This window comes from Paracidovorax wautersii, from assembly GCF_900113035.1.
GTDB classification, from domain to species: domain Bacteria; phylum Pseudomonadota; class Gammaproteobacteria; order Burkholderiales; family Burkholderiaceae_C; genus Paracidovorax; species Paracidovorax wautersii.
Window position 1 is genome coordinate 248,091 of record NZ_FONX01000003.1, and the last position, 23,769, is coordinate 271,859.

The following is a 23,769-nucleotide window of genomic DNA, read 5'->3' on the forward strand; positions in this document are numbered from 1 at the left end:
CGGGCCCCGTTTCTTGAAAGCACATCTCCCCACCGCATTCCGACTGCCCCGACCCGCCCGCCGCTGGCCCTCGCTGCTGTTGATCTGCGGGGTGCTGGCGCTGCAGGGCTGCAGCCTGCTGCCGGGCAGCAAGAAGGACGATGCCGACGGCGACGCGAACGCAACGCAGACCCTGGGCGACGCCAACGCGCCCGATGCCTTCACGCTCAAGGTGCAGGCGCCCAAGGACATCGCCGAATACCTCACGCGCTACATGGAACTGCAGCGTTACCGCAAGCTGCCGGGCCTGCAGGCGAGCGAACTCTCGCGCCTGCTGGGCGCGGCCGACACCAACGCTCGCGACCTGCTGGGCACCATGGGCTATTTCAGCCCCAACATCACCATCGAGATGCGCGAAAGCGCCGCGTCCGATGAGCCTCCGCGCACCATCACCGTGACGGTGGACCCGGGCCCGCGCACCGTGGTGCAGAGCGCTGACATCGGCTTCACCGGCCCGGGCGCCGATGCGCCCCGCTTCGCCAACCGGCGCGCGAGCATCCAGAACAGCTGGTCGCTGCCGCCCGGCCAGCCCTTCACGCAGGAGGCCTGGGACGGCGCCAAGTCGCAGGGCCTGCGCCAGCTGCAGACGCGGCGCTACCCCACCGCGCGCATCGATTCGAGCCGCGCCGAGATCGACGCCGACAAGAACGAGGCCAAGCTCTCCGTCACCTACGCCCCCGGGCCGGCCTACCGCTTCGGCCCGATGCGCGTCTCGGGCAGCGAGCGCTACGACCCCGATGGCGCACGCCGCATCGCCCGCCTGCCCGAGGGCTCCGACTACAGCGAATCGGCGCTGCTCGACGCCCAGCAGCGCCTGGCCAGCAGCGGCTACTACGACGCGGTGTTCCTCTCGCTCGACACCGACGGCTCCGACCCGCAGGCCGCACCGGTGGTCGCCCAGGTGCGCGAGGCGCCGCTGCAGAAGGTCGTCTTCGGCGTGGGCGTCTCCACCGACAGCGGCCCGCGCCTGAGCCTGGACCACGTCCACAACCGCATGCCCTGGCTGGGCTGGCGCGCCGTCAGCAAGCTGTCGGTGGACCGCAAGAACAAGCTCGCCTCCACCGAATGGACGGCGCTGCCGGAAGAATCCGGCTGGCGCTGGTTCACCGGCGCGCAGGTGCAGCGCGAGACCACGGGCAGCTACGAGGTCAACAGCGGCCGCGTGCGCGGCGGCCGCACCAAGAGCACCGACCGCATCGACCGCAGCTACTTCCTGCAGTACGACATCGCCAAGAGCCAGGGCGAGAGCGCCCCGCCCTCCAGTTCGGCGGTCAGCGCCAACTACGGCTGGACGGGCCGCTACTTCAACAACAACACCGCCCCCACGCGCGGCTGGGGCCTGGGCGCCGAGCTGGGCGTGGGCACCACGCTGCGGCCCGAGCGCGACCCCTTCGTGCGCGCTCTGCTGCGCTGGCAGGGCTTCGTGCCGCTGGGCACGGTGGACATGGGCGAAGGCATCAAGCGCGGCAGCCGGCTGTCGCTGCGGGCCGAAGGCGGCGCCGTGCTGGCCCGCGAAGGCGCCAACATCCCCGTCACCCAGCTGTTCCTGACCGGCGGCGACACCACCGTGCGCGGCTACGGCTACCGCAAGATCGGTGCGCGCACCGACAACGACACGCTCTACGGCGGCCGCTACATGACCGTGGGCAGCGTCGAATGGCAGCGCCCCATCGAGCTGCGCGGCAACCGCACCGACTTCGAGAGCGCCGTCTTCATCGACGCCGGCGCCGTGGCCGACCACGTGGGCGACATGCAGCCCCGCGTGGGCGTGGGCGCGGGCCTGCGCTGGCGCAGCCCCGTGGGGCCGCTGCAAGCCGACGTGGCCTATGGCGTGAAGACGCAGGAGGTGCGGCTGCACCTGCGGCTGGGCTTCAGTTTCTAATCTTTCCTCTTTCCCGGACAAGGCGTGCGCGCCGAACCCCGCATGGCCACACACCAGACACCCAACCCCTACGCTGCCGCCGTGGCACCCAAGCCCCCGCCGCCCCAGCGCCGCGGCTGGCGCATCGCCGGCTGGATCATCGCCGCCCTGTTCGCGCTGCTGGCCGCCCTGCTGGGCGCCGCCTGGTGGTGGGCCGGCAACGACACCTCGCTCGCCGCCGCCCTGAACCGCGCCGCGCGCTACCTGCCCGCCGGCCAGACGCTGGAAAGCCGCGACGTCACCGGCTCGCTGCGCGGCGGAGGCCGCATCGGCTGGCTGCGCTGGAGCAGCCCGGGCATGGCCGTGGAGGTCGATGACGCGCGCATCGGCTGGCGCCTGGCGCCGCTGGTGCTCGACCGCCGGGTGCAGCTGGGCGAAGTGCATGCGGCCCGCGTGCAGATCATCCCGAAGGCCACCGAAAAATCCGCCGAGCCCCTGCAGCCGCTGCAGAGCCTGCCGCTGCCGGTGCAGGTGGACCTGCCCTTCCGCATCGACCAGCTGGTCTGGGCGCCGCCCGCATCCAACCCCCTCACCATCGGCCAGCTGGCCGGCCGCTACGACTACGACGGCAGCCGCCACCAGTTGGTGATCGAGAACATCGACATCGCCCAGGGCAGCTACTTCGGCCGCGCCACGCTGGGCGCGCAGGCGCCCATGCCGCTCGACGTGCAGCTGGACGGCAAGGTCCGCACCACCCCGCCCGGCGGCGGCGCCGAGCTGGAAGCCACGGCCCATGCCACGGTGCAGGGCACCCTGGCCACCGAGGCCGCGCGCCTGCAGGTGGCCGCGCAGCTGCGCTCCTCGCTCGGCGATGGCGATGCCGCCCCATCGGCAACGGCCACGGCCTCCGCCCCCGCCCCCGCATCGGCCGCCGTAGCTCAGGCCGCCGACCCGGCCCGCCGCAAGGACCGCTCTTCACGCAAGGCCGCCGCCACTCCGGCAGCGCCCGTGCCGCCCGCAGAGCCCATGCAGGCCGACGTGCAGGCCCAGATCGCCCCCTGGGCGCCGCAGCCGCTGCTGCAGGCCCAGGCCGCCCTGCGCGCGCTGGACCTGGCCGCGATATGGCCGCAGGCCCCCGTCACCCGCCTGAGCGGCGAGGTGCGCGCCGAGCCCAAAGCCGCCACCCCCACGGCTTCCGCCGCGGCCAGCGCCGCCGCCCCGGCGTCCCCGGCCGCCACCGGCTGGAATATCTCCGCGCAGCTGAAGAACGCCCTGCCCGGCCCCTGGGACCGCCAGCGCCTGCCGGCCAGCGCCATCGACGCCCGCGCCGCCTTCGACGGCACGCAGTGGACCGTGCCCCAGGCCGCCATCACCGTGGGCGAAAACCAGGGCCGGCTGGAAGCCGAGGGTGCCTACACCCCCGCCACCCGCGCCCTGCAGGGCCGCCTGCAGCTGCGCGACCTGCGCCCCGACGCCATCTACAGCACGCTGGACCGCGCGCCGCTCTCCGGCACCGCCACCGCCCGCGGCGGCGACGACGGCCTCATCCGCTTCACGGCGGATGTGCGCAGCACCGTCGCCGCTGCAGCGCGCACCGGGGGCAAGGCCGCCGGCACCGCCCCGCTGCGCATCGACCGCCTGGCCGCCGAAGGCAGCTGGCGCGACGGCCGGCTGGATCTGGCACGCCTGCAGCTCGACGGGCTGCAGGCCCAGGTCAGCGCCCGGCAGGTGCAGATCGACACCGCCGGCCTCTCCGGCCGCGGCCAGCTGCAGGCCACCGTGCCCGGCGCCAGCCTGCAGGCCAACGGCCAGATGGCACCGCGCTCCGGCGCCGGCACGATGGACCTGAAAGTGGCCGATGCCCTGCGCCTGCAGCGCTGGATCGAGACCCTGCCCGGCGGCGCAGGCGCGCTGCAGGGCGCCCTGCTGGAAGGCAACGCCACCCTGGCCACCCGCTGGAACGGCGGCTGGCAGACGCTGCAGCGGCAGCTGCACGCCGCCGGCCTGCTGGGCGGTGCCGCTCCCGAAGGCGGCGCAGGCGGCAGCGGCTTCACGCTGCAGGCCCAGCTCGACACCCCGCGCCTGAAGGCCGACCTGCCGCCACGGCCCGGCACCAACACCGGCCCGCAGTCCCTGCAGCTGACCGATGTGCAGGCCAACCTGTCGGGGTCGCTCCAGCAGTTCACGCTGGCCTGGGACGGCCACCTGCGCCAGGGCGAGCAGCGCGCCACGCTGCGCCTGCGCGCCGGCGGCGGCCACTCCGGCGCGCCGGGCAACTGGCGCGCCCAGATCAGCGAGCTGCGCGTGGTGGCCTCCATCGACAAGCAGCCCGGCCCCTGGACGCTGCAGCTCGCGCAGCCGCTCTCGGTCACCGCGCGGCAGAAACCCACGCTGCAGATCGAAACCTCGGCCGGCGGCGCCAGCGTGACCGGCCCGCTGCCCGGCACGGCCCGCCTGAACTGGCAGCCCGTGCGCTTCGCGCAGACCCCCAAGGGCGGCATGCAGCTGCGCACGCAGGGCGAACTGCAGGGCCTGCCCACCGCCTGGGCCGATGCCTTCGCGGGCAACGACGGCCCCTGGCTGCAGCGCCTGGGCCTGTCCAGCAACCTCGTGCTGGGCGGCGACTGGAACATCGACCTGGGCGACACCCTGCGCGCCAGCGCCACCGTGCGCCGCGCCAGCGGCGACCTGCGCATCCTGGCCGGCGACACCGGCAGCGTGCCCGCCACCATCGTGGTGCGCAGCAGCGGCCAGGGCACCGGCACCGGGGCCGCGCAGATGGGCGACGGCTCGGGCACGCTGGCCGGCATCCGCCAGGCCGAAGTCCGCATCGACGCCGAAGGCGATGCCGTGCGCGCCCGCGTGCTGTGGGACAGCGAACGCGCCGGCCGGCTGCAGGCCGACGGCAGCACGCGGCTGGCCCGCGGCGCGGACGGCGGCTGGCTCTGGCCGGCCGATGCGCCGCTGGCCGCCACCATCAAGGCCCAGCTGCCCGACGTGGGCGTGTGGTCGGCCCTGGCGCCGCCGGGCTGGCGCGTCAAGGGCACGCTGCAGGCCGATGCCACCCTGTCGGGCACGCGCACCGCGCCGCGCTGGAACGGCACGCTGGGCGCCGACCAGATGGCCGTGCGCTCGCTGCTCGACGGCGTCGATCTACAGGATGGCCGGCTGCGCGCCGTGCTGCGCGGCGACCGGCTGGAGATCACCGAATTCCGCGTGAACGGCGGCCAGGGCAGCAATGCCCGCATCCCCGGCTTCAGCGGCAACCTCACGCCGGCGCCGAAAAGCGGCGGCACGCTGACGGGCACGGGCACCGTCTCGTGGGCCGGCGCGCAGGGCGGCGCGGCGGGCGGCTCCGGCATTGCCATGGACTTCAACGCCGAGGCGCGCGCCCTGCAGGTGCTGGTGCGTGCCGACCGGCAGGTCAGCATCTCGGGCAACGTGCAGACGCGGCTGCAGAACGGCCAGCTCACGCTGCGCGGCAAGCTCACCACCGACCGGGCCACCATCATCCTGCCAGAGGCCGGCGCGCCCACGCTGGGCTCCGACGTGGTGGTGCGCTCGGCCGCGAAGGACCGCGAAGCCATGGCGCAGGCCCAGAAGGCCGCCCAGGCCGAGGCCCGGGTCGAGGCCTCCCGCCCGCCCGACATCGCCATCAGCCTTGATCTGGGCAACGACTTCGCGCTGCAGGGCTACGGCATCACCACGCGTCTGGCGGGCGATCTGGACATCCGCAGCTCCAGCACGGCGGGCGCGCCGCCGCGCGTGACCGGCGAGATCCGCACCGTCCAGGGCCGCTACCGCGCCTGGGGCCAGTCGCTGGACGTGGAAACCGGCCTGCTGCGCTTCAACGGCCCCTACGACAACCCCGCGCTGGACGTGCTGGCCATCCGCCCGAACATCAGCGTGCGGGCCGGCGTGCAGGTCAGCGGCACGGCCAAGATGCCGCGCGTGCGCCTCTACTCCGACCCCGACCTGCCCGACGCCGAAAAGCTCTCCTGGGTCGTGCTGGGCCGCAGCAGCGCCGCCGGCGGCGCCGAAGCCGCGCTGCTGCAACAGGCCGCGCTCGCGCTGCTCAGCGGCAACGGCGACGGCGGCTCGGGCAACTTCGCCCGGCGCCTGGGCCTGGACGAGATCGGCTTCCGCGGCCCCGGCAGCGGCGACGACGCCAGCGGCGCGGCGCTCACCTTCGGCAAGCGCCTGTCAAAGGACCTGTACGTGACCTACGAGCGCAGCCTCTCGGGCGCCCTGGGCACGCTCTACATCTTCTACGACCTGTCGCGGCGCCTCACCCTGCGCGGCCAGACCGGCGCGCAGAGCGCGGTGGATCTGATCTACACGCTGCGCTACAACTGAGCCCGGCCGAACCCTGCCGGCGCCGCCGGCAGGGTTTCAGGCCCGATTCAGCCTCTGGCGCAGGCAGGATCTGCGCGTTCAGCTATTAAATCAATAGCAAACCATTCGCCCTGCAGCCGTACCCGCCCCAGCCCGTGAGAGGGCCGGAGGGCGTTCTACAATGATGGGCTGTCTCCTCATAGTTCAATGGATAGAACGAGTGCCTCCTAAGCGCTAGATGCAGGTTCGATTCCTGCTGAGGGGACCACTGCCTTGTGGCGTCCATGCACTGCGCGTAGCGGCCTGCGCTGTAAGACAAAGCCGCATTCCTGCGCTTTCGCTTGCCACGCTGCGGAACCTTCTGCGGCCGCCCCTCCACAATGGGGTATGCGCGCCACCACTTCGACACCCCCTTCCCGCTCCACTTCTGCCCGCACCGGCTCCGGGCACGGCCCCACGTCGGGCCCTGCCGACCGGGCCCTGGTCCTGCAAGGCGGGGGCGCGCTCGGTGCCTACCAGGCGGGCGTGTACGAGGCCCTGGCCGAGACCTCCGCGACGATCGACTGGGTGGCGGGCGTCTCCATCGGCGCCATCAATGCGGCCCTCATCGTGGGCAATGCGCCCGAGCACCGCGTCGCGCGGATGCGCGAGTTCTGGAACCAGGTGTCTTCCGGCTGGGGGCAGCAGACGCCCCCCGGCCCGTTCGGCGACCGCACGGCGCTCAACCAGTGGAGCGCGGCCACGGCCGTGCTGTTCGGCATTCCCGGCTTCTTCCAGCCGCGCTGCGAACCGGCGCTGGCGCTGCTGGGCGGCAACGCCCCCGTCACCAGCTACTACGACACCAGCCCGCTCAAGAACACGCTGGAGCGGCTGATCGACTTCGACCGCATCAACCACGGCGAGACGCGCCTGAGCGTGGGCGCGGTCAACGTGCGCACCGGCAACTCCGTGTACTTCGACAGCCAGCAGCAGCCCCTGCGCGCCGAGCACATCATGGCCAGCGGCGCGCTGCCGCCGGGCTTTCCGGCCATCCACATCGACGGCGAGGACTACTGGGACGGCGGCGTGGTCTCGAACACGCCCCTGCAGTACGTGCTGGACATGCACCCGCGCACGCGGCCGCTGCAGGTGCTGCAGGTCGATCTCTTCAGCGCCCGGGGCGCCGTGCCGCGCACGATGTCGGAGGTGGCGCAGCGGCAGAAGGACATCATGTATTCCAGCCGCACCCGGCTCAATACCGATGCGCTGTCGGCCAACGTCAACCTGCAGCAGGCCATGTCGGACCTGATGGCCAAGCTGCCCGAGGAGCTGCGCAGCGACCCGAGCGTGAAGGCGCTGTGCGCGCAGCTGCGGCACGAGCCCATCGAGATCGTCCACCTCATCTACCGCAACCGGCCCTACGAGCTGGACTCCAAGGACTACGAGTTCTCGCGTGCCACCGTGCTCGACCACTGGGAGGCCGGCATGCGCGACATGCGCCACACGCTCTCGCATCCCGACTGGCTGGAGCGCCAGACGCACCATGGCGTCACCACCTTCGACCTGTCGGACGACGGCCCCGCCGCGTCCGTGCGCCGGCCGAAGCTGGATCTCACACCGGACTCGGCCACGGCCTCCGGCAGGCGCTGAAGCCCAGCCATACGGCGCGACGCGGCGCGCTGCAGGCCGTCCTTTTCTTTTAAGTCCGGTCTAAGTGCCGGGCTCCACACTGTTTCCAACCACTCCAGAGGAATGCAGCCATGAAGATCGAAGACGTTCGCAGCCAGGCTTTCGCGATGCCGCTGACCAGCCCGGCCTTTCCGCCCGGGCCCTACCGCTTCATGCGGCGCGAGTTCATGGTCATCACCTACCGCACCGACATGGATGCGCTGCGCGCCGTGGTGCCCGAGCCGCTCGAAGTGACCGAGCCGGTGGTGAAGTACGAATTCATCCGCATGCCCGACTCCACCGGCTTCGGCGACTACACCGAGTCGGGCCAGGTGATCCCCGTGCAGCTGCGCACCGTGCGCGGCGTGGAGCAAGGCGCCTACGTGCATTCGATGTACCTCAACGACCACCCGCCGATCGCCGGCGGGCGCGAGCTCTGGGGCTTCCCGAAGAAGCTGGCCCAGCCGGCCTTCAACTACGAGACCGACGTGATCGTCGGCACGCTGGACTACGGCCGCGTGCGCGTGGCCAGCGCCACCATGGGCTTCAAGCACCGTCAGCTCGATGCCGGCCCGGTGCTGGCCGGCATCGCGCAGCCGAACTTCCTGCTCAAGATCATTCCCCACGTCGATGGCACGCCGCGCATCTGCGAGCTGGTGCGCTACCACATGGTCGATGTGAACCTGCACGGCGCCTGGACGGCTCCCGCCTCGCTGGAGCTGCACCCGCATGCGCTGGCGCCCGTGGCCGACCTGCCGGTGCTCAAAGTGGAGTCCGCCGTGCACTACATCGCCGACATGACGCTGGCGCTGGGCACTGTGGAGCACGACTATCTCGCCTGAGCGCCGCCGGCCCCCGCTTTCTCCCCCCTTCCATCCACCCAGTCATCCATTCATTCATCAACCGAGGAGAACTTCATGCAACTCAAGGACAAGGTCGCTTTCATCACCGGCTCGGCCAGCGGCATCGGCAAGGAAATCGCCACCGTCTTCGCCAAGGAAGGCGCCAAGGTCGTGATCGCCGACCTGAACAAGGATGCCGCCACGGCTACGGCCGAGGAGCTGAAGTCCACGGGCGCCCAGGCCATCGGCGTGGCCGTCGATGTGACGGATGAAGCCCAGGTGGATGCCGCCGTCGAGGAAGCCGCCAAGGCTTTCGGCGGCATCGACATCCTGGTGAGCAACGCCGGCATCCAGATCGTGCACCCGGTCGAGGAATTCAGCTTCGCCGACTGGAAGAAGATGCTGGCCATCCACCTGGACGGCGCCTTCCTCACCACCCGCGCCTGCCTCAAGCACATGTACGCGCAGGGCCGCGGCGGCAGCGTGATCTACATGGGCTCGGTGCACTCCAAGGAAGCCTCCAAGCTCAAGGCCCCCTACGTCACGGCCAAGCACGGCCTGATCGGCCTGTGCAAGACGGTGGCCAAGGAAGGCGCGGCCCACGGCGTGCGCGCCAACGTGATCTGCCCCGGCTTCGTGCGCACGCCGCTGGTGGAAAAGCAGATCCCCGAGCAGGCCAAGACGCTGGGCATCACCGAAGAGGAAGTGGTGAAGAACGTGATGCTCAAGGAAACGGTGGACGGCGAATTCACCACCACCAACGACGTGGCGCTGGCCGCGCTGATGTTCGCGGGCTTCCCGACCAATGCGCTGACGGGTCAGTCGCTGGTGGTGAGCCACGGCTGGTTCATGCAGTAAGAGTAGGCCGAGACATCGCCGAAAGCCGCGCCGCCGTGCGCGGCCCCATCGCCCTGCGCGACCTGCAGGACGGCGCGCAGCAGCGCCGCCGGAACCACCGGCTTGAACAGGATGGGCACGCCCGAAGCCCGCGCGCTCAGCAGGCGCTCGGGCGAAGTCTCCCCGGTGATGAGCAGCAGCGACTGCGGCGTAAGGAAGCGCTCGCACAGGCGCTGCCCGGCCTCCAGGCCGTCGGCACCGTCGGCCAGGCGGTAGTCGCACATCAGCACCACGAACGGGCGGCCGGGCGCGCCGCCCGCCAGCCACTCGGCCGCCTCGGCCTCCCCCGGCACCGCCACGGCCTCGATGCCGTAGCTGCCCAGCAGCTCGGTCATGGCGGCGCGGATGTCGGCTTCGTCGTCGATCAGCAGCACCCGGCCGGGCAGCGCCAGCGCGGCTTGCCGCAGCGGGTGCTGCAGATCGTGCGTGCAGTCCGCATCGTCCTGCGCCTGCGCCGGTGCTGCGCCCACGGGCAAGTCCACCGGCTCGGCCACCGGCAGGTGCACGCGCAGCCGCGTCCCCCGCCCGGGCCGCGAGCGCAGGCTCACGGGGTGCCTGAGCAGCTGCGCCAGCCGCTGCACGATCGACAGCCCGATGCCCAGGCCCCGCGCCCGGTCGCGCCCCGGGTTATCAACCTGGTAGAACTCCTCGAAGATCCGACCGCACTGCTCGGTGGCGATGCCGATGCCGGTGTCGGTCACGTCGATCTGCACCGACTGGCCCACCTGCCGCGCGACGACGCTCACCCCGCCCTGCTGCGTGTATTTGAGGCCGTTGTCGATCAGGTTCAGCAGCATGCGGTAGAGCAGCTGCATGTCGCTGCGCACCCAGAGCCCGCGCGAGCGCAGGCGCAGCTGCAGGCCCTTTTCCTCCGCCATGCCGGCGAAGGTCTGGTGCAGCGCAGTGAACAGCCCCGACAGCTCCACCGGCCGCTCCTCCACGCCCACCACGCCAGCATCCAGCCGGGAGATGTCGAGCATGGTGTCCAGCGAGGCGCCGAGCGCCTCGACGGAGCGCATCATGCGGTCCACGTTGTCGCGCGCCGGGTGGCCGGCCAGCGCGCCCTGCAGCGCGGCGCCGAACAGCGCCACGGCATGCATGGGCTGGCGCAGGTCGTGGCTGGCAGCGGCTAGGAAGCGGGTCTTCTCGGCGCTGGCGCGCTCGCTGATGGCGATCTGCTCCTGCAGGCTCGCGGCCAGCGCCTCGTTCTCGAAACGCAGCCGCAGCGATTCGGTCAGCCGCTGGTTCTGCTGCACGCCGGCGCGCAGCGTGAGCACCAGGTTGACCGTGATGAAGGCCGCGAGCAGCCAGTGCACCAGCCCGCCCTCGATCGCCAGCGCCAGGATCAGCCCGGACATCATCGGAATGCCGTAGCCGAACATGGCCGGCTTGATGGCCCAGCGCGCCTGCACCGCGCGCGTCCAGCTGCCCATCATCACCACGGTGACGACCGTGGTGATGGCGTCGGAATGGATCGCCATGAGCAGAAAGCCCGCCGGGGCCGTCGCCAGGCTGGGGAGCGTCACCAGCACGGTGTACCTGCGGGCCCAGCGGGCCGTGTCCTCGATGGGCACCTCGGGCGTCCAGCGGCCGGACAACAAAGCGTTCAGGTCGGCCGCGCACAACACGACGAACCAGGCCACGATGGCCGGATGCAGGCCAGGATCGACGCGCGGCCAGCTGAACAGCGTCAGCGCCGCCGCGAAGGCCAGGTGTGCGCTGACGGCCATGGTGTGGCCGGCATAGGCGGTCGCCACCTGCTCGCGCAGCACGCGCTGCTCCAGGCTCGCCGGAGCGTGTTCGCCCGTGCCGTTCGTGATGCCCGCCTGGTTCGCAGCCATCGTCATCGCAACGCCGTGATCAGCTGCGCACGCGAACGCACGCCGAAGCGCAGCAGCAGGGTGGAAACGTAGTTCTTCACCGTGCCCTCGCTCAGGTGGATGGCCTGCGCGATCTCGCGGTTGGTCTTGCCTTCCAGCACCAGTTGCAGGACGTGGACATGGCGCGCGGGCAGCGTGCGCAGCGCCGGATGGCCCGATCCGCCGGGAGCGAAGGCGGCCCTGCCGCCGTTGCCGCCCATGCCCGCAGGCCGCAGCGGCGCACGGGCCGGCCCCCCTTCGCCGTGCCAGCGGCAGGTCTGCTCCAGCAGGCCCACCAGCTCATCCAGGCAGGCCGCCTTGGGCAGGAAGGCCACGGCGCCCATGTCGAGGGCGGAGCGCTGCAGGCCTTGCTGCGTGAGCGGTGCGGGGCATAACCCGGTGATCACCGCGATGCGTGCCGCCGGATAGCGCGCCAGCCACTGCGCGACGCCGGACAGCCCCTGCGCATCGGGCAGCGCCAGATCCAGCAGCACCAGATCGACCGCCTGCCGGCGGCATTCGTACATCGCCAGCGCCTCGGCCAGGCTGCTGGCCTCCAGCAGATCCACCGCCACGCCCGCCGGCAGCGCCTGCGACTGCAGCAACGCACGCACGCCGAGCCGGATCAGCTCGTGGTCATCCACCACCAGGATGCAGATGGTCCTTCGGAGCGGGGAGCGGAGGGTGTCGGTCATGGCAGGCGATGGAGCGGCCAACGGGCCGGCTACATGCGGCACATCGGCGCACGGGCGGGAGGCACGAGGGCCGCCCACCGAGCCAGGGCATGGAGCTATTGAAGCACCAGTTCCACGCGCCGGTTGCGGGCCCGGCCGGCATCGTTGGTGTTGGCGGCCACCGGCGCGAGCGAAGCCACGCCCTTGGCCACCATGCGCTGCGGGTCGATCTTCATGCCCGCCAGCGCCTTGGCCACCGCCTCGGCACGCCGCTGCGAGAGATCGAGATTGCCTGCGAGCTGGCCCACGTTGTCCGTGTGGCCCACGATATAGACGCGCATGGCCGGGTTCGCGGCGAGCAGCTTCGCCATCTCGTCCAGCGACGGGCGGGATTCCGGCTTGATGTCGGCCTTGGCCGTGTCGAACTGGATGCCGTAGATCGCCACGCTGCCGGTGCTGTCGATGCCCTTCTTCAGGTCGGCGGCGGTCAGCACGCTCACCTGGCCGGTGGCCATGGGCCTGGCCTCCACCACCTGCTCGAAGACCAGGGTCCGCTCGTTGGCGCCGTCTTCGGCCACCCAAAGCAGCACGCTGACATCGCCCTGCGCGTTGCTGCGGCGCGCGGCCAGGTAGCGGTTCTTCGGGTCGAAGCTGGCGTTGAACCCCAAAGGGAGCACCTTCTCGCTGTTGGCGAGATAGCCGCCCATGCCGCGGCCGCAGCGATCGCCCCCGCACTGGAAGAGGGTCTGGAAACCGGCGGCGGCCAGCGCCTGCTCGTAATTGCGCATCACCTCCAGCGCCGTCTTGTTGCCCGGCACCGAATAGTCGATGCGGGTGATCTTGCCCTCGGCGGTGGCCAGATCGGTGGCCGCCACCTTGTCGGGCTCCGCGATCGGCTTGATCGGCATGACGGCTTCATCGAAGTCGCGCGTCTGGTAGTGCGTGATGACCGCACCCTTGAAGCGGGTGAGCAGCGGGTGGTCCTTGGAGCCCGGAACGTCTGCTGCTGCCGCTGCGGCGGTGCAGACCAGCAAAGCCGCAAGGGCCGCGAAGGCCGAGCAAGCGCGTTGAAACCGATGCATGGGTTGACGAGCCTTTCTGGGTGCTTTCAGGAAGCGGGACGCATGAAAAAAGAGGCCGCGGTGCGCGCATGCCGGGCTGCCGCACGGGCGGGAGCACCGCATCGCCAAGGACGCCAAAAATTCTAGGCGGCGATATCAGGAATGAGAGTGACTTTCGTCACCAATCCGTAAACCCTGGTTAAGAACGTGTTCCCGATCTCCCAGGGGTCGCGCAGCGGTGTGGGCGGGATGGGATGCAAGGCGCGGTGCGCAGTGGATAGCTCGGGCTATCCACAAGCGCCGCAACGCCGCAGACCGCCCGCCCACACCGCTGCCCTTCGGGTTGGAGCGAAATCGGGCGATTGGACGCCCCGGCTGCTTGCATGGGCATGAGCCCATGCGGCGCATCCGAGGCATCCACTCATCCCGATTGCGCTCCAACGCGATCCCCTGCGAGATCGTGAACACGTTCTAGGAGGGCCGGCCAAGGGCTCTGCCCACCCACAGCCCCGCCCCCTGCCCGCCCACGGGCAAAGCAGCACGCGACCACGCGGCCCCTGGCAGCCGTCCGACAACCCGGCTGCGGCCCGCTGCCTACAGTGCCCACAGCCCCTGCGGCGCTCCGTTTTTTTCTTTCTTTCTTTCCTCTCCTCTCGTCCCTCTTCCTCGTACCGGCCACAGGCCTTCCCCAGCAAAGGACTCTTTCCCATGAGCAGCGACCAAGACAACGGCCACGGCCAGCCCAACCCCATCCTCAACGCCGTCTCCAACGCGATCGCCGCCGTGCGCGCGGACGACGACCAGCAGGCGCTCTACAAGGCGCACGAAGCGCTTCAGCCCAAGGCCATCGAGAAGCTGGAAGTGGCCGAGGCCCGCCGTCAGCCCACGGTGGCCGACGCCGTGAACCACCTGCTGCGCGAACAGGGCCGCCCGACCGACCCTGCCCAGCTGGTGCCCGGCGTGACCACCCGCGAGATCACCGTGGACGGCGCCGCCGGCCCGCTGCCCGCCACGGCCTATGTGCCCGAAGGCGGCACCGTGGGCGCGCTGCCGGTGGTGCTCTACTTCCACGGCGGCGGCTGGGTCATCGCCGACCGCAAGGTCTATGACGGAGGCGCTCGGGGCCTCGCCCGGCAGGCGCATGCCATCGTGGTCTCGGTGGACTACCGCCAGGCGCCGGAACACCGCTTTCCCGCCGCCTGGGACGACGCGCTGGCCGCCTACCGCTGGCTGACCACCCATGCCGACACCCTGGGCGGCGACCCGCAGCGCCTGGCGCTGGCCGGCGAAAGCGCAGGCGGCAACCTGGCCGTCGCCACGGCCATCGCCGCCCGCGATGCCGGCCTGCCCGCGCCGCGCCACGTGCTGAGCGTCTATCCCGTTGCGCAGACCAGCCTGAACACCGAGTCGTACATCGAGAACGCCATCGCCAAGCCGCTCAACCGCGCGATGGTGAAGTGGTTCGTGGACCACCTGGTGCGCTCCGAAGACGATCTGGCCGACCCGCGCCTGAGCCTGATCGACGCCGACCTGGCAGGCCTCGCGCCGGTGACGATCATCAATGCCCGCATCGATCCGCTGCGGGGCGATGGCGCCAAGCTGGAAGACGCGCTGCAGAAAGCGGGGGTGGCGGTGGAGCGGCGCGACTACGAGGGGGTGGCGCATGAGTTCTTCGGGGCAGCGGCGGTGCTGGAGAAGGCGCGGGAGGCGCAGGCCTATGCGGGGGAGAGGCTGCGGGAGGCGCTGCGGGTCTGAGCTGGCTACCTCGCTGGTGATACACGGCGCTCCGGATATTCCGGGGCGCTTTTTTTGCTCGATTCGCCTGCTCGCGCTTGGGGGGATTGCGGGGACAGCTATCGATATGGGAGCGGGGTTTTTTCCTGTTCTGACCGAGGACGAATGGAGCTTGCGATTCGGCTTTGCTTCCCGGGACCGGGATGTGCGCCCGGCGGCGCACTCACTTTCTTTTGCTTCGCCAAAAGAAAGTAAGCAAAGAAAAGGCGACCCCCAGTCTGCGACCCCTACGCTGGCGCTACGGGGCAAACCTGCGTCGGGGCGCTTGCGGGGTGCCGCCGCAGAACTCACTGCGCGCTGCGCGCTCCGTTCGGACATCCGCGGCGAGTCAGAGCACGAGGCATGCGCGCACAGGCGCGCATGCGCACCCCGCAAGCGCCCCGCCGCAGGCGCAGCCAGCAGGGGTGGGGAACCGCACACCGGCCATTGCTTCGCTCGGCCTGGCACGCGCGCGCTTCGCGCTGCGCTGGGCTTTCCCAGTGCGAGGGCCGAGCGCAGCAATGGCCCGGCTGTTTCCCCCAACCCTTCTGTGCGTGCCGAGAAGCGCAGGGCGGCGGGTGCGTGCGTGTGCCGCAGGACACACGCACTTCGTGCTCTGACTTGCCGCAGCATGTTTGAACGGAGCGCGCCAGCGCGCAGTGAGTTCTGCGGCAGCACCCGCCGACCGAGCATCGCAGGTTGCCCGTAGCGCAGCGGAGGGACACGCACAGTAGGGTCGCCTTTCTTTTGGGTACTTTTCTTTGGCGAAGCAAAGAAAAGTACCTCGCCCGCCGGGGCGAGACCCGGCCCCGGAAAGCAAACGCTCCGCAGAGCCCAATCAGCCCTGAACGCCAATCAGCCTGCCAGCCCCCCCGGCAATAGAGCCCTACAACTGAAACCCCACAGCCCTCACCACCCCCTCCGCCACATCCCTCGCCCAGGACGGCCTGCGCGCCCGATACCGCTGCGCCCGGCCGATCTCCGCCGCGCACCAGTCCGACAGCCACCGCACCTCGGCCGGCGAATAGAACGCCGTCATCGCCTCGTAGTTGAGGAACAGGCTGCGCGCATCCAGGTTGAGCGACCCGCACATCGCCAGGTCGTCGTCGATCAGCACCGCCTTGGCATGCACCATGTGCGGCGCCAGCCAGACCTGCGCGCCGGCGGCCACCAGTTCGCGCAGGGCACGCTCGCGGGCCCAGTCGGCCAGGCGGTGGTTGGAGCGGGCGGGCACCAGCAGGGTCACCTGCACGCCGCGCCGGCAGGCCAGGCACCAGGCGTCGAGCAGCGCGTCGTCGGGCACGAAGTACGGCGTGAAGGCCACGATGCGCTGGCGTGCGTGGTAGGCCCCGGCCAGCAGCAGGGCGTGCACGGTGTCGTCGGCATGGTCGGGGCCGCTGGGCAGCCACTGGGCCAGGGGGCCGGCCTGGGGCTCTGCCACCGGCGTGCGGGGCAGCACGGTGCGCGCGGCGCGGCCGCTGGCGGCCTGCCAGTCGGCGGCGAACTGCAGCGCGGCCTGCGCGGCGAGCGGGCCCTGCGCTTCGTAGCTCAGGTCCACCCAGGCCGGCTCGCCGGGGCGGTCCAGAAAGTATTCGACGGCCAGGTTGCGCCCGCCGCTCCAGAGCCGCGCGCCATCGGACACCGCCAGCTTGCGGTGGTTGCGCAGGTTGGTGCGGCCGCGCAACGGGTTGTGCAGCACGGGCATGAAGCGCTGCACCTGCACGCCGCCGCGCCGGAGGGCGCGCAGCAGGCGGTGCGGCATGTGCAGGCTGCCCACGGCATCGACCAGCAGGCGCACGGCCACGCCGCGCTGCACGGCGCGCAGCAGGCCCTGGGCCACACGCTCGCCGACCTCGTCGTTGCCGAAGACGAAGGTGCAGACGTCCAGGCTGCGCTCCGCGCTTTCGATGGTGTGCATCAGGCCGCGCAGCGCGGCGGCGCCGTCGGGGTGCAGTTCGACGCCGCCGTTGCGCGCCGAGGGTGCCAGCTCCATGCAGGCCAGCAGCTCCAGGGCCCAGGCGGGGCCGCCCGGGGGCAGCGGAGCGTCGGCGGGGGCGCGCGCACGGCGCACGGGCCGGGCGAACTTGCGCGTGCCGAACAGCAGGAAGAGCGGCACGGCGAAATACGGGAACGCGATGATGGCCAGCACCCAGCCCATGGCCGCCGCGGGGTGGCGCCGCTGGTGCCCGATGCGCGTGGCCATCACGTAGATCAGCAGCCCCACGGCCACGAAGACCGCATGGCTCAGGCCCGAGAGCACCGCCACGCGGATCATGCGCCGCCCCCCGCGCGTTCCGCTGCGGCCGGCTGCAGGGGCAGGCGCACGCTGACGCTCAGGCCGCCCAGGCGGGCGGAGCTGCCCAGATCCACCGCCGCGCCGTGCATGCGCGCGATGGTCTGCACGATGGAAAGGCCCAGCCCGCTGCCGGCGATGGGCCGGCCCTGCGCATCGGCCTGCGTGGCGCGATGGAAGCGCCCCAGCACCTGCGCGCGGTCTTCGGGGGCGATGCCGGGGCCGCTGTCTTCCACGGCCAGCACCAGGGCGTCGCCGCCCTCGGCCCGCGACACGCTCACGTCCACCGTGCCGCCGGCGGGCGTGTATTTGATGGCGTTGTCGATCAGGTTGCGCAGCAGGATGCGCAGCGCGTCCACATGGCCGGGCACGGTGCCGGCATCGGCGCGGCCCAGCCCCAGGTCGATGCCGCTGGACTGAGCGTGCAGCGCCGCGTCTACCACGGCCTGGCGGGCCAGATCGGCGAGCGGCACCGGGATGGGCGGGGCTCCGGCGGTCAGCTTGGCTTCCTGCCGGGCCAGGGCCAGCAGCTGCTCGACCAGGGCGGTCGCGCGGTCGATGCCGGCGGCCAGCCGGCCCACGGCGCGCTCGCGCGTGGCTTCGTCGGGCGCGCGCTGCAGGCCCTGCACCTGCAGCTTGAGCGCGGCCAGGGGGGAGCGCAGTTCGTGCGCCGCATCGGCCACGAAATGCTGCTGCGCCTCGAAGGCGCGCTGCACGCGGCCCAGAAGCAGGTTCAGCTCATCGACCAGCGGGCGCACCTCGGCGGGCAGCGCATCGCCATCGACGGGAGAGAGATCGTCCGCCTGCCGGCGTGCCACCTGGCGGCGCACGCGCTCGACCGGCGCCAGCGATCCGCTGACGGCCCACCACACGGCCAGCGCCAGCAGCGGCGCCAGCAGCGCGATGGGCGCGGCCGTGCGCAGCGCCAGCGTGCGCGCCATGGAGCGGCGCGCGGCCATGTCTTGCGCCACCTGGATGACCTGGGTCTGCGTCTGCACCGACAGCACGCGGTAGGTGGTGCCGTTGGCCGCCACGTTGGAAAAGCCCAGCACGGCCCGTTGCGGCAGCGCGGCGCCGATGGCGGATTCATAGACGCGCAGCCCGCTCGAAGACCACACCTGCACCACGAATTCATGGTTCTCCCGCTCGCCGGGCAGCAGCTGCGCGGCGCCCGAAGGCAGGGAGGGCAGGCCCGGCCGCAGCGCCTGGACGGTCTGCTGCATGTGGTAGTCGAACAGCACGTCGGCCTCGTCCAGCGCGGCGCGGTAGGCCAGGCCGATCTGCGCCAGCGCCGCGAGGGCGATGGCCGCGAGCAGAAACCACAGCAGCCGCGCGCGCAGCGACGACGAAGAAGACGACGGCGACGATGCGCGCGGGGCGGTGCCGCCAGAGGACGACGGCTTGGAGCGTTCGGCGGAATCCGCCGTCATGCCTTGGGCACCATGTAGCCCACGCCGCGCACGTTCAGCACCAGCTCGGCGCCCAGCTTCTTGCGCAGGCCGTGGATATAGACCTCCACCGCGTTGCTGCTGATCTCGTCGTTCCAGCCGTAGAGCTTTTCTTCGAGCTGCTGGCGCGAGAGCACGGCGCCCGGGCGGGCCAGCAGCGCTTCCAGCACGGCCCATTCGCGGGCCGACAGCACCACGGGCTGGCCGCCCACGGTGACTTCGCGGGTCGCGGGGTGGATGACCACGCCCTGGTGTTCGTAGGCCGGCTCGGCACGCCCCGCGGCGCGGCGGGTGAGCGCGCGGATGCGGGCCAGCAGCTCGTCCATGTCGTAGGGCTTGAGCAGGTAGTCGTCGGCGCCGGCGTCCAGGCCCTGCACGCGCTCGGACACGGCGTCGCGGGCGGTGGCGATCAGCACCGGCGTGCGGTCCTTGCGGGCGCGCAGGTCGCGCAGCACGGCCAGGCCGTCGCGGCGCGGCAGGCCCAGGTCCAGCAGCACCAGGTCGTAGGCCTGGGTGCGCAGGGCGGAATCGGCCATGGCGCCATCGCGGGCCCAGTCCACCGCGTAATGCTCGGCGCGCAGCAGGTCGTGCACGGCCTCGCCGATCATGGTGTCGTCTTCAACCAGCAGCAGGCGCATGCGGCAACTCCGAGGGGATGCAGGACACGAAAGCCGCCGCCGCGCCGGTCAGGGCGCCGGCACGGCGGCGTGCGGGGCAGCGCGAGACGGCAGGGCGTGGGATGGGCGGCGGCATACCGCCAAGCATAGCGGCAGCCCACGGCCCTGCGGGGACACGACCCCGCAGCGCGCCGCCCTGCCCTGCTGCCCTACGCCTCTGGCTGAATCAACCCAGCTGCACGGGCACGAAGATGCGGTTGCCGTCGCGCTCGATCAGCAGCGCCACCGACTTGCCCGACTTGGCCACGGCTTCGCGCACCTGGTCCAGGCTCTTGGCCGGCGTGCCGTTGATGGCCAGCAGCACGTCGCCCGGCTCCACGCCGGCCAGCGCCGCCGGGCCCCGCACCTGCTCGATCACCAGGCCGGTCTCGATGCCGGAATCGCGCCGCTCCTGCGGCTGCAGCGGGCGCAGCGCCAGGCCCAGCTGGCCCTTGCCCACGGCCTGGCTGGCGTCGGCCACCTGCGATGCCTTCTTGTCGTTCACGTCACCCAGCGTGGCGACCAGCTCTTCCTGCTTGCCACGGCGCCAGATTTCCATCGTCGCCTTGGTGCCCGGCGCGGCCTGGCCCACGAAGGCCGGCAGGTCGCCCGACGCCACGATCGGCTGGCCGTTGATGCTGAGGATCACGTCGCCCGACTTCAGCCCCGCCTTGTCGGCCGGCCCGCCGGGCTCCACGCCCGCCACCAGCGCGCCTTCGGGCTTGGGCAGCTGGAACGAATCGGCGAAGGCCTGGTTCACCTCCTGCACCGACACGCCCAGCCGCGCATGGCTGGCCTTGCCGGTCGCCATGATCTGGTCCTTCACCCGCTCGGCCACCTCGATCGGAATGGCGAACGACACGCCCTGGTAGCCGCCCGAGCGGCTGTAGATCTGCGAGTTGATGCCCACGACCTGGCCGCGCGTATTGAAGAGCGGGCCGCCGGAGTTGCCCGGGTTCACCGCCACGTCGGTCTGGATGAAGGGCACGAAGCTGTCGTCGGGCAGCGCACGGCCCTTGGCGCTCACCACGCCGGCGGTCACGCTGTTCTCGAAGCCGAAGGGCGAGCCGATGGCCAGCACCCATTCGCCCACGGCCAGGTTCTTGGTGCTGCCCAGCTGCACCACCGGCAGATCCTTGGCGTTGATCTTCAGCACGGCGATGTCGGTCTTGGGATCGGAGCCCAGCACCTTGGCGCGGAACTCGCGGCGGTCGGTCAGCTTCACCGTCACGCTGCTGGCGCCCTTGACCACGTGGGCGTTGGTCAGGATCACGCCGTCGGGGCTGACGATGAAGCCCGAGCCCTCGCCGCGCATGGGCACGTTGCGCTGCTGCGGCATGCCGCCGCCGGCACCCGCGCCGGGGAAGCCGAAGCGCTTGAAGAACTGGAAGAAGGGGTCGTCCGGGTCCATGCCCTGCATGCCGCGCTGCTGCGCAGAGGCGGCGCTGGCATCGTCGCCGTCATCCCCCTCGTCGGACGTCTTGGTGGTGCCCACCACGCTGATGTTCACCACCGCAGCACCGTTGCGCGCGGTGATCTGGGCGAAATCGGGCATGGCCACGCCGCCGCCGCTGATCGGCGCCGTGGGCACGGCAGCCGTGACCTGCGCGGGCGGCTGCTCGGCATGCCCCGGCCGCATGTTGGTGACCAGCCCGGCACCGGTGGCGCCAATGGCACCGGCCGCGACCAGCGCCAGCGTCAGGCGGCGAGGAGTGGAGAGGATGGAATTCATGGCAGACCTTTCGGTGGGTTGTTGCATGGCAGGGAGTGTGCGAAAGGAGACTTAGACAAGGCTTAGGGTTGCGATCGGACACACAATCGCAGGGGGCGCGGGGCCTCGCGCTCCGCAGAAGCCCTATCGCTGCTTGATCTCGGTCAGGGAATTCCCTCCTCGGTGCCGGCCTCCAGTGACACGCCCCGGCCCCTTGTCCACAATGCAACGCGACGCGCCCCCCTACACGCCTGGGAGCAGAGCGCGGCCTCTGTCTGTGAACCAATGGGGGAGGGAATAGCGTTGACAGAAGAAGACGACGACACGCCCGAGGCAATACGGGCCCCGGCATCCGCCGGCACGTCCAGCCCAGCGGATTTCTACGCGCATTCGGTCCAAGGCCAGCCAGAGAGCCGCTGGCAGACGCTGCCCGATCACCTGCACGCCGTGGGCCGCATGGCCGGCGAATCCGCCGCCGCGTTCCATGCCAGGGAACTGGCCCAGGCGATGGGCTGGCTGCACGATCTGGGCAAATACACCGAGGCCTTCCAGGCACGGCTGCGCGGCAGCCCCGTGCGCGTGGACCATTCCACCTGGGGCGCCCGCATCGCCCAAGAACGCCTGGGCACCATGGGCCGCGTGCTGGCCTACGGCATCGCGGGGCACCACGCGGGCCTGGCCAACGGAGAAGGTGAAGGCGAACGCACGGCACTCGCGGACCGGCTGGCTGGCACAGACCTGCCACCGCTGGATACGGCCTGGGAAAAAGACATCACCCTGCCCGCCAAGCTGGGGGCACCCGCAGGTTTCCAGCTGTATGGCAAGAACCTGCAAGAGGCCAAAGACCGGCAGCCCTTCCAGCTGGCGTTTCTGTCGCGCATGCTGTTTTCCTGCCTGGTGGATGCAGACTTCATCGATACCGAGCGCTTCTACCTCCAGTCCCAGGGCGACCCGGACCATCGCAACGCCGGCCCGGCCCATCCGCCACTGACGGCCTTGCGCGAGCAGCTCGACCACTACCTGGGCCAATTCAAGGCCGATAGCGACGTGAACCGGCTGCGCGCCGACATCCTGCGCCAGGTTCGCCAGGGCGCCGAGCACCGGCCGGGCCTCTTTTCGCTGACGGTGCCCACGGGCGGCGGCAAGACCCTGGCTTCGCTCGCCTTTGCGCTGGACCACGCCATCCGCCACGGGCTGCGGCGCGTGATCTTCGTGATCCCGTTCACCAGCATCGTCGAGCAGAACGCTGCCGTGTTCCGCAAGGCCCTGGGCCCGCTGGGCGATGCCGCCGTGCTGGAGCACCACAGCGCCTTCACCGAACGCCAGCCGCCCCGCGACGACCCGGAGAAATACCAATCGGCCCAGAAGCTGCGCCTGGCCATGGAGAACTGGGACGCGCCCATCATCGTCACCACGGCCGTGCAGTTCTTCGAAAGCCTCTTCGCCGCACGGCCCTCGCAGTGCCGCAAGCTGCACAACATCGCGGGCAGCGTCGTCGTGCTGGACGAGGCGCAGACCATGCCGCTCAAGCTGCTCAAGCCCTGCGTCGCCACCATCGACGAGCTGGCACGCAACTACCGCGCGAGCGTGGTGCTCTGCACCGCCACCCAGCCGGCGCTGGAGGCCCCCGCATTCGATGGCGGACTGACGGGCGTGCGCGAACTGGCGCCCGAACCCACTCGGCTGTTCCAGCAGCTGGAACGGGTGCGCGTGCGCCACATCGGCACGCTGGACGACGCGGCCCTGGCCGGGCACATGCGCGAGCGCGAGCAGGTGCTGTGCATCGTCAACAACCGCCGCCATGCCCGGGCCTTGTATGAAGCCATGGCCGACCTGCCCGGCGCGCGGCACCTGACCACGCTGATGTGCGCGAAGCACCGCAGCGAAGTGCTGAACGAGATCCGGCAGATGCTCAAGGCGGGCCAGCCCTGCCGTGTCGTCAGCACCAGCCTGATCGAAGCCGGCGTCGATGTCGATTTCCCCGCCGTGCTGCGCGCCGAAGCCGGTCTGGACTCCATCGCCCAGGCCGCCGGCCGCTGCAACCGCGAAGGCCGCAGGAGTCCCGACGCCAGCGAGGTGCTGGTGTTCGCCAATGCCAACGAAGACTGGGCGCCGCCGCCCGAACTGAAGCAATACGCACAGACCGCCCGCGAGGTGCTACGCCAGTGCTCCCACGCCCCGCTCTCGCCCGACGCCATCACCCGCTACTTCGCCCAGCTGTACTGGCAAAAGGGCAGCAAGGAACTCGACGCGCCGGACCTCATGGGCCTGCTCGAGGCCAGCCGGCCCGAAAGCCTGCCGATGGAGACCCTGGCGACGAAGTTCCGCATGATCGACAGCGTGCAGATGCCGGTGGTCGTGCCGTATGACGACGAAGCCAGGGATGCGCTGGAGCAGCTGCGGTTCGCCGAAGGCAGCGTGGGACTGGCACGCAAGCTGCAGCCGTATCTGGTGCAGTTGCCACGGCAAGGGTTCGATGCGCTGTACCAGGCCCGGGCCATAGAGCCGGTGGCACCGGGAAAGTGGGGGGACCAATTCATGGTGTTGACGCACATGGATCTCTACCACCCACGGTTCGGACTGCACTGGGACAACCCCACGTTCATTCACAGCGAACGCTTGAATTGGTAAGACTGGCGTAGGAAAGCCAGCGGATGATCACCTTCCACAATA

14 protein-coding genes and 1 tRNA gene are annotated in these 23,769 nt (G+C 70.9%); 8 read left to right on the forward strand and 7 right to left on the reverse strand.

Annotation, left to right across the window (positions count from 1 at the left end):
• Positions 1 to 13: 13 nt before the first annotated feature.
• From BM070_RS06105 to BM070_RS06130, 6 genes are all read left to right on the forward strand, one after another.
• Positions 14 to 1,921 (forward strand): autotransporter assembly complex protein TamA, encoded by a 1,908-nt coding sequence (locus BM070_RS06105; protein WP_434803167.1) that lies wholly within the window; start codon positions 14 to 16, stop codon positions 1,919 to 1,921.
• 42 nt (positions 1,922 to 1,963) lie between these two features.
• Positions 1,964 to 6,256: a translocation/assembly module TamB domain-containing protein gene (locus tag BM070_RS06110; RefSeq protein WP_092938575.1), complete on the forward strand. Its 4,293-nt coding sequence runs from the start codon at positions 1,964 to 1,966 to the stop codon at positions 6,254 to 6,256.
• Between the two features lie 172 nt (positions 6,257 to 6,428).
• Positions 6,429 to 6,503, forward strand: a tRNA-Arg gene (locus tag BM070_RS06115).
• A gap of 119 nt (positions 6,504 to 6,622) precedes the next feature.
• Positions 6,623 to 7,864, forward strand: a complete 1,242-nt coding sequence (locus BM070_RS06120; protein ID WP_092938577.1) for a patatin-like phospholipase family protein — start codon at positions 6,623 to 6,625, stop codon at positions 7,862 to 7,864.
• A gap of 110 nt (positions 7,865 to 7,974) precedes the next feature.
• The gene (locus tag BM070_RS06125; RefSeq protein ID WP_092938579.1) at positions 7,975 to 8,724 is read left to right on the forward strand and encodes an acetoacetate decarboxylase; all 750 of its coding nucleotides are present in this window, start codon (positions 7,975 to 7,977) and stop codon (positions 8,722 to 8,724) included.
• A 75-nt stretch (positions 8,725 to 8,799) separates the two neighbouring features.
• Positions 8,800 to 9,582, forward strand: a complete 783-nt coding sequence (locus BM070_RS06130; RefSeq protein WP_092938581.1) for a 3-hydroxybutyrate dehydrogenase — start codon at positions 8,800 to 8,802, stop codon at positions 9,580 to 9,582.
• Here BM070_RS06130 and BM070_RS06135 read toward each other — a convergent pair.
• The 3 genes from BM070_RS06135 to BM070_RS06145 all read right to left on the reverse strand — a co-directional run bounded on the left by BM070_RS06135 (position 9,543) and on the right by BM070_RS06145 (position 13,236).
• A complete protein-coding gene (locus tag BM070_RS06135) occupies positions 9,543 to 11,468 on the reverse strand; it encodes an ATP-binding response regulator (protein WP_353615602.1) in 1,926 nt (641 codons plus the stop codon). The genes BM070_RS06130 and BM070_RS06135 overlap by 40 nt on opposite strands.
• Positions 11,465 to 12,175, reverse strand: coding sequence for a response regulator transcription factor (locus BM070_RS06140; protein ID WP_245785118.1), 711 nt, complete (start codon positions 12,173 to 12,175; stop codon positions 11,465 to 11,467). Before BM070_RS06140 ends, BM070_RS06135 begins: the two co-directional genes overlap by 4 nt.
• A gap of 95 nt (positions 12,176 to 12,270) precedes the next feature.
• Positions 12,271 to 13,236: an OmpA family protein gene (locus BM070_RS06145; protein WP_092938585.1), complete on the reverse strand. Its 966-nt coding sequence runs from the start codon at positions 13,234 to 13,236 to the stop codon at positions 12,271 to 12,273.
• Between the two features lie 687 nt (positions 13,237 to 13,923).
• On the opposite strand from BM070_RS06145, the gene BM070_RS06155 reads away from it, so the two are divergent.
• Positions 13,924 to 14,970 carry an alpha/beta hydrolase gene (locus BM070_RS06155; protein ID WP_092938589.1) on the forward strand — a complete coding sequence of 349 codons (1,047 nt, stop codon included), beginning with the start codon at positions 13,924 to 13,926 and terminating at the stop codon, positions 14,968 to 14,970.
• 904 nt (positions 14,971 to 15,874) lie between these two features.
• Here BM070_RS06155 and BM070_RS06165 read toward each other — a convergent pair.
• The 4 genes from BM070_RS06165 to BM070_RS06180 form a co-directional block, all read right to left on the reverse strand.
• Positions 15,875 to 17,263 carry a phospholipase D-like domain-containing protein gene (locus BM070_RS06165; protein WP_092938593.1) on the reverse strand — a complete coding sequence of 463 codons (1,389 nt, stop codon included), beginning with the start codon at positions 17,261 to 17,263 and terminating at the stop codon, positions 15,875 to 15,877.
• On the reverse strand, positions 17,260 to 18,711 hold the full coding sequence (locus BM070_RS06170) for an ATP-binding protein (RefSeq protein WP_092938595.1): 1,452 nt from the start codon (positions 18,709 to 18,711) through the stop codon (positions 17,260 to 17,262). The genes BM070_RS06165 and BM070_RS06170 overlap by 4 nt, the downstream gene beginning before the upstream one ends.
• Positions 18,708 to 19,367, reverse strand: coding sequence for a response regulator (locus tag BM070_RS06175; protein WP_092938597.1), 660 nt, complete (start codon positions 19,365 to 19,367; stop codon positions 18,708 to 18,710). Before BM070_RS06175 ends, BM070_RS06170 begins: the two co-directional genes overlap by 4 nt.
• A 205-nt stretch (positions 19,368 to 19,572) precedes the next feature.
• A complete protein-coding gene (locus BM070_RS06180; protein WP_092938599.1) occupies positions 19,573 to 21,117 on the reverse strand; it encodes a Do family serine endopeptidase in 1,545 nt (514 codons plus the stop codon).
• 282 nt (positions 21,118 to 21,399) lie between these two features.
• On the opposite strand from BM070_RS06180, the gene BM070_RS06185 reads away from it, so the two are divergent.
• Positions 21,400 to 23,727, forward strand: a complete 2,328-nt coding sequence (locus BM070_RS06185) for a CRISPR-associated endonuclease Cas3'' (protein ID WP_245785119.1) — start codon at positions 21,400 to 21,402, stop codon at positions 23,725 to 23,727.
• Positions 23,728 to 23,769: the final 42 nt, after the last annotated feature.

Coding starts and splice junctions, on each gene's coding strand:
- BM070_RS06110 (WP_092938575.1), top strand. CDS start 1,964: ATGGCCACACACCAGACACCCAACCCCTACGCTGCCGCCGTGGCACCC.
- BM070_RS06120 (WP_092938577.1), top strand. CDS start 6,623: ATGCGCGCCACCACTTCGACACCCCCTTCCCGCTCCACTTCTGCCCGC.
- BM070_RS06125 (WP_092938579.1), top strand. CDS start 7,975: ATGAAGATCGAAGACGTTCGCAGCCAGGCTTTCGCGATGCCGCTGACC.
- BM070_RS06130 (WP_092938581.1), top strand. CDS start 8,800: ATGCAACTCAAGGACAAGGTCGCTTTCATCACCGGCTCGGCCAGCGGC.
- BM070_RS06135 (WP_353615602.1), bottom strand. CDS start 11,468: ATGACGATGGCTGCGAACCAGGCGGGCATCACGAACGGCACGGGCGAA.
- BM070_RS06140 (WP_245785118.1), bottom strand. CDS start 12,175: ATGACCGACACCCTCCGCTCCCCGCTCCGAAGGACCATCTGCATCCTG.
- BM070_RS06145 (WP_092938585.1), bottom strand. CDS start 13,236: ATGCATCGGTTTCAACGCGCTTGCTCGGCCTTCGCGGCCCTTGCGGCT.
- BM070_RS06155 (WP_092938589.1), top strand. CDS start 13,924: ATGAGCAGCGACCAAGACAACGGCCACGGCCAGCCCAACCCCATCCTC.
- BM070_RS06165 (WP_092938593.1), bottom strand. CDS start 17,263: ATGATCCGCGTGGCGGTGCTCTCGGGCCTGAGCCATGCGGTCTTCGTG.
- BM070_RS06170 (WP_092938595.1), bottom strand. CDS start 18,711: ATGACGGCGGATTCCGCCGAACGCTCCAAGCCGTCGTCCTCTGGCGGC.
- BM070_RS06175 (WP_092938597.1), bottom strand. CDS start 19,367: ATGCGCCTGCTGCTGGTTGAAGACGACACCATGATCGGCGAGGCCGTG.
- BM070_RS06180 (WP_092938599.1), bottom strand. CDS start 21,117: ATGAATTCCATCCTCTCCACTCCTCGCCGCCTGACGCTGGCGCTGGTC.